The organism is Mesorhizobium sp. M0601 (assembly GCF_040320845.1).
In the GTDB taxonomy this organism is placed as follows: Bacteria; Pseudomonadota; Alphaproteobacteria; order Rhizobiales; family Rhizobiaceae; genus Mesorhizobium.
In genome coordinates this window covers 253,964-270,038 of record NZ_JAMYQK010000002.1, presented here as the reverse complement: position 1 = coordinate 270,038, position 16,075 = coordinate 253,964, and the positions used below count along the sequence as shown (strand labels likewise).

Annotated in this window: 7 protein-coding genes and 1 tRNA gene; 7 read left to right on the top strand and 1 reads right to left on the bottom strand. The window is 63.5% G+C overall.

Going from position 1 to position 16,075, the window contains the following annotated elements:
- The first annotated feature begins 78 nt into the window (after positions 1-78).
- Both NKI41_RS03690 and NKI41_RS03685 read left to right on the top strand, forming a co-directional pair.
- Entirely contained in the window at positions 79-468 is a 390-nt protein-coding gene (locus NKI41_RS03690) for a TIGR02300 family protein (RefSeq protein ID WP_023676282.1), read from the top strand.
- 163 nt (positions 469-631) lie between these two features.
- Positions 632-707, top strand: a tRNA-Ala gene (locus NKI41_RS03685).
- A gap of 229 nt (positions 708-936) precedes the next feature.
- Here the strand turns inward: NKI41_RS03685 and NKI41_RS03680 are convergent.
- Positions 937-1,485 (bottom strand): hypothetical protein, encoded by a 549-nt coding sequence (locus NKI41_RS03680; protein WP_352469899.1) that lies wholly within the window; start codon positions 1,483-1,485, stop codon positions 937-939.
- Positions 1,486-1,529: 44 nt separating this feature from the next.
- Between NKI41_RS03680 and NKI41_RS03675 the strand changes: the two genes are divergently transcribed.
- The 5 genes from NKI41_RS03675 to NKI41_RS03655 all read left to right on the top strand — a co-directional run bounded on the left by NKI41_RS03675 (position 1,530) and on the right by NKI41_RS03655 (position 15,813).
- Positions 1,530-7,241, top strand: a complete 5,712-nt coding sequence (locus NKI41_RS03675; protein ID WP_352501159.1) for a HAMP domain-containing protein — start codon at positions 1,530-1,532, stop codon at positions 7,239-7,241.
- Positions 7,242-7,293: 52 nt separating this feature from the next.
- Complete coding sequence (locus NKI41_RS03670) at positions 7,294-9,360, top strand: PAS domain-containing hybrid sensor histidine kinase/response regulator (protein ID WP_352681465.1); 2,067 nt, start codon at positions 7,294-7,296, stop codon at positions 9,358-9,360.
- 150 nt (positions 9,361-9,510) lie between these two features.
- Positions 9,511-11,010 carry a helicase HerA domain-containing protein gene (locus NKI41_RS03665; protein ID WP_352681463.1) on the top strand — a complete coding sequence of 500 codons (1,500 nt, stop codon included), beginning with the start codon at positions 9,511-9,513 and terminating at the stop codon, positions 11,008-11,010.
- 496 nt (positions 11,011-11,506) lie between these two features.
- Positions 11,507-12,613, top strand: coding sequence for an efflux RND transporter periplasmic adaptor subunit (locus NKI41_RS03660; RefSeq protein WP_352681567.1), 1,107 nt, complete (start codon positions 11,507-11,509; stop codon positions 12,611-12,613).
- The gene (locus NKI41_RS03655) at positions 12,610-15,813 is read left to right on the top strand and encodes an efflux RND transporter permease subunit (RefSeq protein ID WP_352469902.1); all 3,204 of its coding nucleotides are present in this window, start codon (positions 12,610-12,612) and stop codon (positions 15,811-15,813) included. Before NKI41_RS03660 ends, NKI41_RS03655 begins: the two co-directional genes overlap by 4 nt.
- Positions 15,814-16,075: the final 262 nt, after the last annotated feature.

Sequence of the window (16,075 nt, the reverse complement as noted above, 5' to 3'; positions counted from 1 at the left end):
TTGGGACGCCGGCTTTTCGCTTTGACAGCGCCGTAAACTCTGGTTAAGGGGACCAAACTTTCATCGACGAGGCTTGCTGTGGCAAAACCCGAACTTGGCACCAAACGCATCGACCCGGAGACAGGTCGAAAATTCTATGACTTGAACAAGGACCCGATCGTCTCGCCTTACACGGGCAAGAGCTATCCGCGCTCCTATTTCGAAGAAGGCAAGATCGCCGCCCTCGAGGAGGAAGAGGAAGTTGCCGAGAAGGAAGTGGACGCCGAGGAGGAAGAGGGCGTCGAGGTCGTCTCGCTCGAAGAGGCGGACGAGGACGCGAAGGCCGACGAGCTTCCCGATCTCGGCGATGACGAAGACGACGTTGACCTTGGCGATGACGAGGATGACACGTTCCTCGCCGACGAGGAGGAAGAAGACGACGACGTTGCCGACATGATCGGCGTCGGCGAAGACGACGACGAAGTCTGAGCGAACCGCATTCGCCGGCTTTCGCGGCGCTGCTTAGAAAAAGCGGTTCTTGAAGGCTTGATATTGACTGAAGGCGGGGTTAGAAGCCGCCTTCACTAACGGCGCGGTCTAGAACCCGCGCCGGATCTCTTCGCCGGAAACGGCGCCGGTGAACTGCCGGAGTGGGGCCATAGCTCAGTTGGGAGAGCGCTTGAATGGCATTCAAGAGGTCGTCGGTTCGATTCCGATTGGCTCCACCAGTTCTCTCCGCGAAAATCAGCAGAACGGCCGCCCCGCCCGCCGGGCTGGCCGCCGCCTATCGCAGAACCTAGCTGAGACTAGTTAATCGGCCGCCCGGCTTGGGCTCGCCGATCCATTCAGAAGTAATGAGCCCGTGCCCGGTCTGTGCATATTTCTGGCTGTGGTTTGAACCGCGAGCACCGGTCTGGACCAGGCCGCGGGCTGAAATGACCGCTGCGCAAAACTCCGTTACTTGTTGCAGTTCTGCATATCCGACGTCATAGCGCCGCTGGGTGTGTTGTTGTCGGTATCGCTGCCCGCCGTATCCTTGCAGCGATCCTCCATACCGTTTGTCTGCGGCGTGGTAGCGTTCGTTGCGTTCGGATCGATTGTGTTCGGGGTAGTTGCGCTGCCGGTCCCGGTGTTGCCGCCGGAAGTGCCTGTGTTGACGCCGGTATTGCCATCGGCGCTACCGGTCCCGGAGCCCATGGATTGTGCCATGGCAGATGTGGCCAGGCCGATAGCAAGTAGGGATGCAGAGAGAATTTTCATCATCTTAGTGTCTCCATCGAGTTGCATCGCTGGATCGCGATCTATACCAACGAGAGTTTTTTCGAGATGTTCCGTTGGGCAGAAATATTGATCGATACAATCATTATGGATCTTTGTTGCTCGTCGTTTCGTGAATGCGGCTGCGAAATTCCTGCCGCATAGCGGCAATTTCGTCTGGAACCAAATCGAGCATGCCGCGTTCTTGCGCTTGCGGGGAGTTGTGTCGGCCGCAGGGGACAGTTTCACCGGGACATTCAAGAAATCCGTGAGCTGGGAGGGGCGCTGTGAGCGTGCTTGCATCCACAAGGCAATTGGACCGTCGTCAAATACTGAACGCGCTGAAGGCTTTTCGGAGCGGTGATTTCTCCGTTCGTATCGACAATGTCTACGCCGGCCTTGATTCCGAGATCGCCGACACCTTCAACGAAATCGTAGAACTCAACGATCAGGTCACGCGCGAGTTCGAACGCCTCAGCAAGGTCGTCGGCAAGGATGGCCGGATCGGCGAACGCGGCCGTGTCCGCAACGCCACCGGCAGTTGGGAATCGAGCGTCCGTTCCGTCAACGATCTGATCGAGGACATGGTTCAGCCGACGGCCGAAGTGGCGCGCGTCATCGGCGCGGTGGCCAAGGGTGACCTGTCGCAGACGATGATGGTCGAAATCGACGGCCGGCAGCTGCGCGGCGAGTTTCTGCGCATCGGCAAGATCGTCAACACCATGGTCGGGCAACTGGCCTCCTTCGCCTCGGAAGTGACGCGCGTGGCGCGCGAGGTCGGCACCGAAGGCAAGCTGGGCGGCCAGGCTCGCGTGAAAGGTGTGGCCGGAACCTGGAAGGACCTGACCGACAACGTCAACGCCATGGCGACGAACCTGACCGGGCAGGTGCGCAACATCGCCGAGGTGACGACCGCCGTCGCTTCCGGCGACCTGTCGAAGAAGATTACCGTCGACGTGAAAGGCGAAATCCTCGAACTCAAGAACACCATCAACACGATGGTCGACCAGCTCAATTCCTTCGCCTCGGAAGTGACGCGCGTCGCGCGCGAAGTCGGTACAGAAGGCAAGCTCGGCGGTCAGGCGCGCGTCGAAGGTGTCGGCGGCACCTGGAAGGACCTGACCGACAACGTGAACCTGATGGCCGAAAATCTGACAGGCCAGGTGCGCAATATCGCCGAGGTGACCACGGCCGTGGCGCTTGGCGACCTGTCGAAGAAAATCACGGTCGACGTCAAGGGCGAGATCCTCGAACTGAAATCGACCATCAACACCATGGTCGACCAGCTGAACTCATTTGCCGGCGAAGTGACGCGTGTCGCCCGCGAGGTCGGCACCGAGGGCAAGCTCGGCGGCCAGGCTCAGGTGCGCGGCGTCGCCGGCACCTGGAAGGACTTGACCGACAACGTCAATTCGATGGCCGAGAACCTGACCGGCCAGGTCCGCAACATCGCCGAGGTGACGACTGCGGTCGCTTCGGGCGACTTGTCGAAGAAGATCACCGTCGCCGTGCAGGGCGAAATCCTCGAGCTCAAGGACACCATCAACACGATGGTCGACCAGCTCAATTCCTTCGCCTCGGAAGTGACGCGTGTGGCGCGCGAGGTCGGAACCGAAGGCAAGCTCGGCGGCCAGGCCGAGGTGAAGGGCGTCGGCGGCACCTGGAAGGACCTGACCGATAACGTCAACCTGATGGCCGCCAACCTGACCGGCCAGGTCCGCAACATCGCCGAGGTGACGACCGCCGTTGCCCGCGGCGACCTGTCGAAGAAGATCACCGTCGACGTCAAGGGCGAAATCCTCGAGCTCAAGGACACCGTCAACACGATGGTCGATCAGCTCAATTCCTTCGCCTCGGAAGTGACGCGTGTGGCGCGCGAAGTGGGGTCGGAGGGCAAGCTCGGCGGTCAGGCGCATGTCGAGGGCGTCGGCGGCACCTGGAAAGATTTGACCGACAACGTCAATGCCATGGCCGGCAATCTGACCGTGCAATTACGCGACGTCTCCAAGGTAGCAACCGCGATTGCGACCGGCGACCTGACCCAGAAGATCACCGTCGATGCATTGGGCGAGATCCTGCAGATCAAGGACGTCATCAATACGATGGTCGACCAGCTGAATTCCTTCGCCTCCGAGGTGACGCGCGTGGCGCGCGAAGTCGGTTCGGACGGCAAGCTCGGCGGCCAGGCGCAGGTGCGCGGCGTCGCCGGCACCTGGAAAGACCTGACCGACAACGTCAATGCGATGGCCGCCAATCTGACCGGCCAGGTGCGCAACATCGCCGAGGTGACGACGGCAGTGGCGCTGGGCGACCTGTCGAAGAAGATCACCGTCGATGTGCGCGGCGAGATCCTCGAGCTGAAGGACACCATCAATACGATGGTCGACCAGCTGAATTCCTTTGCCTCGGAGGTGACGCGCGTGGCGCGCGAGGTCGGCACCGAAGGCAAGCTCGGCGGCCAGGCGCAGGTGCGCGGCGTTGCCGGCACCTGGAAGGATCTGACCGACAATGTGAATTCGATGGCCGAGAACCTGACCGGCCAGGTCCGCAACATCGCCGAGGTGACCACCGCTGTGGCGCGCGGCGACCTGTCGAAGAAGATCACCGTCGACGTCAAGGGCGAGATCCTGGAGCTGAAATCGACGATCAACACCATGGTCGACCAGCTGAACTCCTTTGCCGGCGAAGTGACGCGTGTCGCCCGCGAGGTCGGCACCGAGGGCAAGCTCGGCGGCCAGGCGCGGGTCGAGGGCGTCGCCGGCACCTGGAAGGACCTGACCGACAACGTCAATCTGATGGCGACGAACCTGACCAACCAGGTGCGCGGCATCGCCGATGTCGTGACCGCGGTCGCGCAAGGCAATCTCAAGCGCAAGCTGACGGTCGATGCCAAGGGCGAGATCGCCTCGCTCGCCGACACCATCAACGGCATGATCGAGACGCTGGCGACCTTCGCCGACCAGGTGACCAACGTCGCCCGCGAAGTGGGCATCGAAGGCAAGCTCGGCGGCCAGGCCCGGGTGCCCGGCGCTGCCGGCCTTTGGCGCGACCTGACCGACAACGTCAATCAGCTCGCGGCCAACCTGACCACCCAGGTGCGCGCCATCGCCGAGGTGTCGACGGCGGTGACCAAGGGCGATCTGACCCGCTCGATCAGCGTCCAGGCCTCCGGCGAGGTGGCGGCGCTGAAAGACAACATCAACGAGATGATCCGCAATCTGAAGGACCAGACGCTGAAGAATGCCGAGCAGGACTGGCTGAAGACCAATCTCGCCCGCTTCTCGCGCATGCTGCAGGGCGAGCGTGACCTGGCCACGGTCTCGCGCCTCATCATGTCCGAACTCGCCCCGCTGGTGAATGCGCAATATGGCGTGTTCTATGTGACCAACCGCGACGAGGATGAATTCTATCTGGAGCTCGCCGCCTCCTATGGCGCCGAAAGCAAGGCGGAAATCAAGCAACGCCTCGATCTGCGTGAAGGGCTTGTCGGGCAGAGTGCCGCCGACAAGCGCGCCATCATGCTGGACAATGTGCCGCCGAATTTCCTGCGCGTTACCTCCGGCCTTGGCAATGCCGCGCCGGCGAACGTGATCATTCTTCCGGCTCTGTTCGAGGACGAGGTGAAGGCCGTCATCGAACTCGCCTCGTTCAGCGAATTCCGCGACACGCACCAGTCCTTCCTCAACCAGCTGATGGAATCCGTCGGCATCGTTCTCAACACCATCGCCGCCACCATGCGTACCGAAGGCCTGCTCAAGCAGTCGCAGCTGCTGACCTCGGAATTGCAGGCGCGTCAGACCGAACTGACCAAGAAGCAGGAGGAGCTGCACGCCACCAACGAGGAGCTGCAGGAAAAGGCGCAGCTGCTCGAGAACGAAAAGAAGCAGGTGGAGAACAAGAACCTGGAAATCGAGATGGCGCGGCGGGCGCTGGAGGAGAAGGCCGAGCAGCTGGCGCTTACCTCGAAATACAAGTCGGAATTCCTCGCCAATATGAGCCACGAACTGCGCACGCCGCTGAACTCGCTGCTCATCCTTTCAAACCTGCTCGCAACCAACCAGCAGGGCAATCTCAACGACAAGCAGGTCGAGTTCGCGCGCACCATCAATTCGGCCGGCACCGACCTTTTGAGCCTGATCAACGACATCCTCGACCTGTCGAAGATCGAATCGGGCACCGTCTCGATCGACATCAACGACATGCCGGTGGTGCATCTTCGCCAGCACATGGAGCGAACCTTCCGGCAACTGGCGACCGACAAGGGACTTGGCTTCACCATCAACGTCGATCCCGAGCTTCCGGAGACCGTCCGCACCGACGAGAAGCGATTGCAGCAAATCGTGCTCAACCTTTTGTCGAACGCGTTCAAGTTCACCTCGCAAGGCGAGGTCCGCTTGAATTTCCGGGCCGAAAAGGCGGGCCGTCACAACGGTTCGGCGCAACCCATGGAGGCGCTCGCGATCGTCGTCAGCGATACCGGCATCGGTATTCCGCAGGACAAGCAGAAGCTGATCTTCGAAGCCTTCCAGCAGGCCGACGGCACCACAAGCCGCAAATATGGCGGCACTGGGCTTGGGCTTTCGATCAGCCGGGAGATTGCCCGGCTGCTTGGCGGCGAATTGAGGGTCGAGAGCACGCCGGGCAAGGGTTCGACGTTCACTCTGGTCATTCCATTCGACGGACCCCGGATGGCCTTGGCCCCGCAAGCGGCGTTGCTGCCGGCGATGGAGGTGGCCGCGACGACGGCGCAGCCGAGCCCGCCGTCCTCCGAATTGCTCGATGACCGCGACACGATCTCGTCGGAAGATCGGGTCGTGCTGATCGTGGAGGACGACCCGACCTTCGGCGGTTTGCTGCTCGGCCTTGCACGTTCGGCCGGGCTGAAAGGCGTCCTGTCGACCGCGGGCTCCGGCACGCTGGCTTTGGCACGCAAGCTGGTTCCCGACGCGATTACGCTCGATCTCGGACTGTCGGATATCGACGGCTGGGTGCTGTTCGATCTGCTTCGCCATGACCCGAAAACCAAGGACATTCCCGTTCATGTCATCTCGGGCGCCGAAGACATCGAGGTGCTTGCCCGCAAGGGTGCATCCAGCATTTCAACCAAGCCCGTATCGTCGGACGAACTGATGAAGGTCTTCCAGGATATTCATTCCAGAAAGCTCCGCGTCCAGAGCCGCGTCCTGATTGCCGATCCCGATCCCGAGCGCCGCCTTTCGCTGATCGAGGCGATCCGCGACGGCGTCACCTCGGTCACCGCGATCGGCCGCGTCGCCGCGAATGCGGACGATATCGGCATCGCCAACTATGATGCCGTTGTGCTCGGCTTTGGCCGCTCGGCCAAGGACAACGCCCAGATGCTGGATGAGATTGCCGTCCTGTTCGGACAGTCGGTGTCGCGGCTGCTGTTCTTTGCGCCTCATCCGGAAGCGCTGCAACAGTCGCTCGCCTTGCATCCGGCATTGGCGGACGTTCCGCGGGCGGAGAATTTCGCGCAGCTGGCTCTCCTGATATCCGCGACGCTCCCGGGGCGAGGCCACGACAACAATAGTGCGGCAGCCGAACAGCCGGACAAGTTCGACCTCGCCGGCGCAAAGGTCCTCATCGTCGACGACGACATCCGCAACATCTATTCACTCACCAGCGTTCTCGAGACCTATGACATCCAGGTGCTGCATGCGGAGCGTGGCCGGGAAGGTATCGCGCTTCTGGAGCAGAGCCCGGACATCGATGCGGCACTGATCGATATCATGATGCCGGAAATGGATGGCTACGAGACGATGCGGCAGATCCGCAGCATGCCGGCGATCGCCCATATCCCGTTGATCTCGGTCACAGCCAAGGCAATGAAGGGCGACCGGCAGAAGTGCCTCGACGCCGGCGCCTCCGACTACATCGCCAAGCCTGTCGACCTTGATCTGCTGCTGGCATTGCTGCGTGTCTGGATCGGCCGTTCGCGATCCCGTGTTCATGGTCCGGAAAAGACGCTCATGGCAGTGAACTGACGGCCGCTCGATGCAGAAACTGTCGAGAAACGGAGCAAGGAAGCTGGAGGTTATGGCGCCGGCAGCAGGGCCGGCAAAGGCGCGCATCCTGGCCGTGGATGACGACGAGCGCAATCTGCTGGCGATCGGCGAGGTTCTGGCCCCTATCGGTGAAGTCGTCTGCGTGCAGTCGGGCGAAGAGGCGTTGCGCGCACTGCTGAAGGAGGATTTCGCAGTCATCCTGCTGGATGTGCTGATGCCCCGGCTGGATGGCTACGAGACCGCGGGATTGATCCGCCAGCGCGAGCAATCCAGGCGAACGCCGATAATTTTTCTCACCGCCATCAACAAGGAAGACGCGCACATGCTGCGCGGCTACGACGCCGGCGCGGTCGATTACGTGTTCAAGCCTTTCGACCCGGCCATGCTGCGTTCCAAGGTCGCCGTGTTCGTCGAACTTCATGAGAAGACGCTGGAAATCCAGCAAAAGGCGGCTGCCGAGCAACGGCTGCTGGCCCAGGCACTGCAGGCGCAGAAGGAAAAGCTCGAGGCCGAGCGAGCCCTGCGCAGCGCCCAGGAGCGGCAGCATGCCATTTTGAGCTCTCTTCCGGTCTGCTTCCACGCAAGGGCGGCGGAGCCGCCGTTCGGCGCCAGCTTTGTCACCGAAGGGGTCGAACGCCTGACCGGCTTTCCTCCCGAACGCCTGACATCCGATCCAGGCTTCGGCCTGAGCCGGGTTCATCCCGACGATCTGCCGAGAGTGAGGGAGGTCCTGCTCGCAGCCAAGGCCGCCGGCTCCTACACCTGCGAATTCCGCTGGCAATGCGCCGACGGCAATTACCGGATTTTTCTCGACCAGGGCGTCCTGTCGAATGGCTCCGACGGCAAAGAGCCTGAGATCCTCGGCACGTTGCTGGACGTTACCGAGCGGCGCGAGCTTGAGAACCAGCTGCTGCAATCGCAGCGCCTCGACGCGATCGGCAAGCTTACCGGCGGGCTGGCGCATGATTTCAACAATCTGCTTGCCGCAATTCTCAGCGGATTGGGATTGCTCGAGCGCCACGCCGAGTTCGATGGACAGACCAGGCAGGTTCTGGAACTGACACGCCGGTCGGCAAAACAAGGCGCCGAGCTCGTCAACCGCATGCTTGCGTTCTCGCGCCGCCAGACGCTGAGGCCGCAGGCCGTGCGCCTCGCCGCGCTCGGCGATACAATGAACGGGTTGGTGGCCCCGGTCCTGGGCGGCCTGATCCGTTTCGATTGGCTTGTCGACGACACTGTGTGGCCGGCGCATGTCGATGCCAGCCAGCTGGAGCTCGCGCTGATGAACCTGGTCTTCAACGCGCGCGATGCCATGCCGTCCGGCGGCACGATAATCGTGGAGGCGCAAAATCGAACGCTAGGCCGTGCAGCCGAGGATATTTCGGCGGGCGACTATGTCGTGGTCACCGTCAAGGACACCGGGTCGGGCATACCGGCTGACATTCTCGCCAAGGTCGTCGAACCGTTCTTCACCACAAAACCGGTCGGCAAGGGCACTGGCCTCGGTCTGAGCACGGTGCATGGTTTCGTCAAGCAATCGGGCGGCACGCTTCGCATGGAAAGCACCGTCGGCAGTGGAACATCCGTCCAGCTCTGGCTGCCGCGTTCAATCGAGCGTCCGGTCGAAATCCCCGAGAAATCCGATGCCGACGACAGCGTCGTGAATGCCGGCGAGGACTATCCATCGGTCCTGCTGATCGACGACAGCAACGTACTGCGGGAACTGACGGCGCAATCGCTTCGCCAACACGGCTTTGCGGTTACCTGTGCCGCGGGCGGTGCCGAAGCGCTGGCGATGATCGAGCGCGCGCCGTACGATTTCGATGTCATCGTCACCGATTTTGCCATGCCGCTCGTCTCGGGCCTGGAGGTCATTCGGTTCGCCCGCAATCTGCGGGCCGATTGGCCGGCGGTGATGATAACCGGATATGCCGATGCCGACGCGATCGCCGGCCGGCCCCCCGACGTGCCGCTGCTCGGCAAACCGCTGCGCGACAAGGATCTTGTGGAGAGCATTCTTGCAGCGGCCGCGCGCGCCGGCTCGCAGAAAGCCAGGCAGGCCCAGCCGGTGAAAGGCGGGTACCGGTTTTCGACCTGAGGAGACAAGCCTCATCGAATCGAAACGGTACGTTCCGTATCCTCGATCGTCCGCGACATCCAGCCTGTGCGCAACACGGAGCGCCGGCCATGCCGCGCTCGACGGGCTGTGATGCGATTGATAAGCCCTCTCCGCAAGGAGAGTCGAGACATGACCGTTGCGATCGAGATGGGCCAGACGAGCGCAGGCGCCCCGGCGGCGCTGGATCTCGAGGAGCTGCTGGCGACCCGCCTTTTGGTGCAGGGCAATTCGGGCTCCGGCAAGTCCCACCTGCTGCGCCGGCTCTTGGAGCAGAGCGCGCCCTGGGTGCAGCAGACCATCATCGACCCCGAAGGCGACTTCGTGACGCTGGGCGACCGTTTCGGCCACCTGGTGATCGACGCCGAGGAGCATACCGAGCGCGGCCTGCAGAGCGCCGGCGAGCGGGCGCGCATCCACCGCGTCTCCACGGTGCTCAATCTCGAGGGGCTCGACGCCGAGAACCAGATGCGGCGCGCCGCCGCCTTTCTCGGCGGGCTTTTCGAGGTCGCCCGCGACCACTGGTACCCGATGCTGGTGGTGGTTGACGAAGCGCAGCTGTTCGCGCCGGCTGTCGCCGGCGAGGTTTCCGACGAGGCGCGCAAGCTCTCGCTCGGCGCCATGACCAATTTGATGTGCCGCGGCCGCAAACGCGGGCTGGCCGGCATCATCGCCACCCAGCGGCTGGCCAAGCTTGCCAAGAACGTCGCGGCCGAGGCTTCCAATTTCCTCATGGGCCGGACCTTTCTCGATATCGACATGGCGCGCGCCGCCGACCTGCTCGGCATGGAGCGGCGCCAGGCGGAGGCTTTTCGCGACCTCGAGCGCGGGCAATTCATGGCGCTCGGCCCGGCGCTGTCGCGCCGTCCGCTGGGCTTGCGGATCGGCCCGACCGATACAAGTCCGCGCAACGCGACCCCGCGCCTGATGCCGCTGCCGGAATCGGCGTTGGAGGACGCGCGCGCGATCATCCTGGCGGCCTCGCCGCCCGAAACCGTCCGGCCGCAGCGCCGGTCGTCGCCGGACCTGCTCGACCAGCTGATGGCGGCGAAATCGGCGGCGCTGGAAATCCGCCCCGAAGCGGTGGAGCCGCCGATCAGCGCCGAGGATTTGGCGGAGCGCCGCGAGCGCGTCGACCGGGTGCTGCGCGCCGTGCTGGCGCAACCCGATGCCGGCTTCCGGGTCATCGGCGTGCTTTATCAGGAGTTCGTGGTCCGCTGCCGCATCGAGGGCCTCGCCTCGGTCGTGCCGGACCTGCCGGAGTTCCGCCGCATGCTGACCCGCGCCCGCGCCGGCCTCGGCTCCGACATGGCAGGCGATGACGCTTGGCAGGACGTCTCGGCGCGCGCCTCGCTGCTCCCCGAGGACATGCAAGGCGTGTTCATGATGATCGCCCGCGCCGCCAAGGAGGGCTGGCCCTGCCCGAGCGACGCGGCGATCGCCCGCGCCTACGGCTCGCACTCGCTACGCCGCGCCCGGCGCCTGCTGATATATATCGAGGAGCAGGGGCTGATCGTCTGCCAGCTCGACGGGGTTGGAAGGCGGACGGTGACGCTGGTGGAGCTCGCCTGGGCGACCGCGCCGGGCGATCCCAATGCAGAGGACGCGGAGCAGGGGAGGTTGGTGGTGTAAGGGCTGACGCGGTTTGGGCGAAAGCTGACGTCGCTCAACATCAGCAAGCGCCAGAGTGTTCATCGCCGAACCAGTACTCAGACGTCGCGTTTGGGGCCGATAGCGAAATGGCGGCTTTAACGTTTGAAGAAGGATTGCGGACGTTCAGCCCGACGGGACCAAGGTCTGTTCCCAGGTCTAGCCGCCCCCCTCTCAATGGCATCCCCGGACCGCCCGGTGGATTTGCATCGCAAGTGGCGGGTGGCGGGGCAGCCACAGGGTGGACATTTCAGCCCACATCGAAAATGATCATGTTGCCATGCACACACTGTAGTGCTCTGATTTCGACGAAAAGCCTGAGCGTAGAAGCGGATCAACCGACCTCCGGGTCCAGCGAGCGAGGACGCAAATGGACACCCAAGAGAATGGGCAATTGCATCGCGACGCGGGCGGGCGACCCTGTCGATCGGCCGGCTGGCTTACCCGCGCCGCCGTGTTGGCGGCATTCCTGCTCGGCATGGCTTTCAGCAGCACTGCGTTTGCGCAGGACCAACAGTTACCCGTGGTGACGGCGGCCAAGCCGGTGGTCCGTGAAATCGTCGAAGACGACGAGTTCGTCGGGCGCTTCGAAGCCCTCGACCAGGTCGCCATCCGTTCGCGCGTCAGCGGCTATCTGGACAAGGTCAGCTTCCAGGACGGCGCACTGGTCAACAAGGGCGACCTGCTCTTCACCATCGATCAGCGTCCGTACCAGGCGGCTTATGATGCCGCCAAGTCGCAAGTGGACGTCGCCAAGAGTCTGCTCGAATTCTCCAAGATGCAGCTGGATCGCGCCGACGAACTCGCCAAGACCGGCAATATCTCAACCGCGACGGTCGACGACCGCCGGCGGGAATACCTTTCGGCGCAGGCGCAGATGCAGGGCGCGACGGCTGCGCTGACGACGGCCAGACTGAACATGGAATTCACCGAGATCAAGGCGCCCTTGTCCGGCCGCATCGACCGCCGGCTGGTGTCGGTCGGCAACCTCGTGCAGCCGGATTCCACCTTGCTGACGACCATCGTTACGCGCGATCCGATCGACTTCTATTTCGACGTCGATGAGCGCCTGTATTTCAGCTACGCCCGCGACGCGAAGGAGCGCGGCGGCAGCATGCAGGAAGGCGCCGGCGGGCTTGAGGTGGCGGTTCGCGTCGCCGACCGCGCGGAGGCGGTATTCAAAGGCAAGCTCGATTTTGCCGAGAACCGGATCGACAACGCGACCGGCACCATGCGGGTGCGTGCAAGGTTTCCCAACGCCGACGGCATTCTCCAGCCAGGCATGTTCGGACGCATCAACGTGCCGGGGTCGCTGCCGCATAGCGGCGTGCTGGTGCCCGACGAGGCGATCGGCGCCGATCAGGATCGCCGCATCGTGTTCCTGGTGGATGAGGCCGGGATGGTGTCGGCGAAGCCCGTGCGCACCGGCCCGCTTCTCGACGGCTACCGGGTGATCCGCCAGGGCCTGACCGGCGATGAGACGATCATCGTCAACGGGCTGATGCACGCCAGGCCCGGCACCAAGGTCAAGGTCGAGATGGTGACGTTGCCGCCCAGGGCCGAGACCGCCGAGTTGCAGCAATGAGGTTCGCACATTTCTTCGTCGACCGTCCGATCTTCGCATCGGTCGTTTCGATCGTCCTGCTGATCCTCGGCGGGATTGCTTATACCCAGCTGCCGGTCGCGCAATATCCCGAGATCGCGCCGCCGACCATCGTCGTTCGCGCCCAGTATCCGGGCGCAGACGCCGAGACGGTCGCAGCGACGGTGGCAACGCCGATCGAGCAGGAGATCAACGGCGTCGAGGGCATGCTCTACATGTCGTCCTATTCGTCGGGCGACGGGGCGATGGCGCTGACCATCACCTTCAAGCTGGGCACCGATCTCGACCAGGCGCAGGTGCTGGTGCAGAACCGCGTGTCGGTCGCCGAGCCGCGCCTGCCCGAAGAAGTCCGCCGCCTCGGCATCACCACCACCAAGACCTCGCCCGACCTGATGATGGTCGTGCACATGCTGTCGCCCGACAATACCTACGACCAACTCTACGTCTCGAACTACGCCCGCTCGCGGGTGCGCGACATACTGCTCAGACTAGACGGCGTCGGCGACCTCATCATCTTCGGCGAACGCGAATATTCGCTGCGCATCTGGCTCGATCCGGAAAAACTGTCCGCCCTGGGGATGACCTCGGGCGATGTGGTGCAGGCGCTGCGCGACCAGAATGTCCAGGTGTCGGGCGGCTCGATCGGCGCGCCGCCGACCAGCACCGGCACGGCGTTCCAGTACACGGTCACAACGCAAGGCCGCTTCAACGACGCACGCGACTTCCGATACGTGATCGTCAAATCGACCGACGACGGCCGCCTGATCTCGCTCCAGGACGTGGCGCGCATCGAGCTCGGCGCCAAGGATTACGTCACCAACTCCTATCTCAACGGCAAACCGGCGGTGGCGCTCGCCATCTTCCAGCGGCCGGGCACCAATGCGCTCGCCGCAGCCGCGGAGATCCAGGACAAGATGAAGGAGCTTTCCCGCGACTTCCCGAAGGGGTTGAGCTACGACATCGTCTACAATCCGACCGAGTTCGTCGCCGAGTCGATCCAGGAGGTCTACAAGACGATCCTCGAGGCGATGCTGCTGGTCATCATCGTTATCATCGTCTTCCTGCAATCGTGGCGCATGGCGATCGTGCCGATCGTGGCGATTCCCGTGTCGCTGATCGGCACGCTGGCGGTACTTTACGCCGCCGGCTTCTCGCTCAACATGCTGACGCTGTTCGGCCTCGTTCTGGCGATCGGCATCGTCGTCGACGATGCGATCGTCGTGGTCGAAAACGTCGAGCGCAATATCGCCAGAGGGCTGGCGCCCAGTCCGGCGTCGCACCTGACCATGGACGAAGTCGGAACGGCCGTCATCGCGATCTCGCTGGTGTTGATAGCCGTGTTCGTGCCGACAGCCTTCATCCCCGGCATTTCTGGGCAGTTCTATCTGCAGTTTGCTATCACCATCGCGGTGTCGACGGCGATCTCGGCATTCAATTCGCTGACGCTTTCGCCGGCGCTGGCCGCACTGCTGTTCAAGCCGCATCACGCCGCGGCGGCGCCGCCGCGCTTTTTCCTGGCGCGGTTCGGACGGGCGCTCGCCGACGGCTTCAATCGCGGCTTCGACAGGGTCGCCCATTGGTATTCGAGCATTATCCGCGTGCTGGTCGGCTCGTGGATAACGATGGCCGCCATGCTGGCCGTTTTCGCGGCCCTCATCTACGCCACGGTCTACATGGTGCAGGCGGTGCCGCGCGGTTTCATTCCGTCGCTTGACCAGGGCTATGCGATCGTCGTCGTCCAGTTGCCGGACGGCGCTTCGCTGTCGAGGACCGATTCGGTCATCCAGCAGGCGTCGCAGATCATCCAGAAAACGCCAGGCGTCGATTACGCTGTCGCCTTCGCCGGCTTCTCCGGCGCGACCTTCACCAACGCCAGCAACGCGGGCGTGATCTTCGCCAGGTTCAAGCCGTTTGACGAGCGACTGAAAGCCGGCCAGTCGGCGACCCAGGTCATCGGCAATCTGTTCGGCAGCCTGCAAAGCATCAAGGAAGCCTTCATTATCGCACTGCCACCGCCGCCGATCCGCGGCGTCGGCAATGCCGGCGGCTTCAAGCTGCAGATCCAGGAGCGCAACAGCGCCGACATGCGGCAGATCCTGGCGCTTGCCTACGAAATCGCCGGCAAGGCCAACAAGACGCCGGGGCTGACGGGCGTGTTCACCACCTTCTCCGCGTCGAGCCCGCAATTCTTCCTGGAGATCGATCGCGACAAGGCGCGCATCCTGAACGTGCCGATCCCCAACATCTTCGAGACGCTGTCGATCAATTTGGGCACCGCCTACGTCAACGACTTCAACGCGTTCGGGCGCGTCTACCAGGTGCGGGCGCAGGCCGACCAGGCGTTCCGCCTCGATCGCGCCGACATCTTGAAACTGAAGGTGCGCTCGGCGACCGGCGCGCTGGTTCCGCTCGGCACGTTGATCGAGATCCGCGACGTCACCGGCCCGGCGCTGGTCCAGCGCTACAACATGTACGTCTCAGTGCCGCTGCAGGGCAACGCCGCGCCCGGCGTTTCCACGGGCGACGCGCTGGCATTGATGGAAGGGATCACGGCAAAGACGCTGCCCGCCGGTACCTCCTATGAATGGACCGAGCTCGCCTATCAGGAGCGCAACACCGGCAATGCCGCTGTCTATATTTTCGGACTGTCGGTGCTGTTCGTGTTCCTGGCGCTGGCGGCGCAATATGAAAGCTGGGTGCTGCCGTTCGCCATTGTGCTGGTGGTGCCGCTCGGCGTGCTCGCGGCGTTGCTCGGCGTGTCTTTCCGAGGGCTGGACAACAACATCCTCGTGCAGATCGGCCTCATCGTGCTGATCGGGCTTGCCGCGAAGAACGCGATCCTGATCGTCGAATTCGCGCGGCAGGCGCAGGAACGCGGGCTGTCGGCCGCCGAGGCTGCCGTCGAAGCCTGCCGGCTCAGGCTGCGGCCGATCCTGATGACCGCCTTCTCGTTCATCCTCGGCGTCGTGCCGCTGATGATCGCAACGGGACCGGGCGCAGAAATGCGCCAGTCGCTCGGCACCGCGGTATTCTCCGGCATGCTCGGCGTCACCTTCGTCGGCCTGTTCCTGACGCCGGTGTTCTACGTCACGCTCAGGTCGCTGTTTTCACGGCGCAAGCCCCGTGCCGAGGCCGAACCTTCGGGGCCGGCAGAGGCGCCATCGGAGACGGCCGCCGAGTAGGGTTACGAATTCGCCGCGCGAGCGCGGTTATCACTCCAGAAAATCGGCGCGGCGCGGCAACGGCTACGATCTGCGCAACCTCGGCGTCGAGGTGCCGCGGAGACCCTGCTCGGTCTGATCCAGCCTGACAGCCGCATCCAGTTCAGCGAGACGATGCCGGGCGGAGAGGCCAATGCGATCTTCTATCTGGTCGACCAGGCGGGGCTTGAGGGCGCAACCGCGACCTCCGGAGTCCTCGCTTGCGATGTCTGCTTCCGCCCGA

What these genes read in the sequence shown, in the direction of transcription:
- NKI41_RS03670 (WP_352681465.1), top strand. Translation starts at nt 7,294, where the DNA reads ATGGCGCCGGCAGCAGGGCCGGCAAAGGCGCGCATCCTGGCCGTGGAT.
- NKI41_RS03665 (WP_352681463.1), top strand. Translation starts at nt 9,511, where the DNA reads ATGACCGTTGCGATCGAGATGGGCCAGACGAGCGCAGGCGCCCCGGCG.
- NKI41_RS03660 (WP_352681567.1), top strand. Translation starts at nt 11,507, where the DNA reads ATGGCTTTCAGCAGCACTGCGTTTGCGCAGGACCAACAGTTACCCGTG.
- NKI41_RS03655 (WP_352469902.1), top strand. Translation starts at nt 12,610, where the DNA reads ATGAGGTTCGCACATTTCTTCGTCGACCGTCCGATCTTCGCATCGGTC.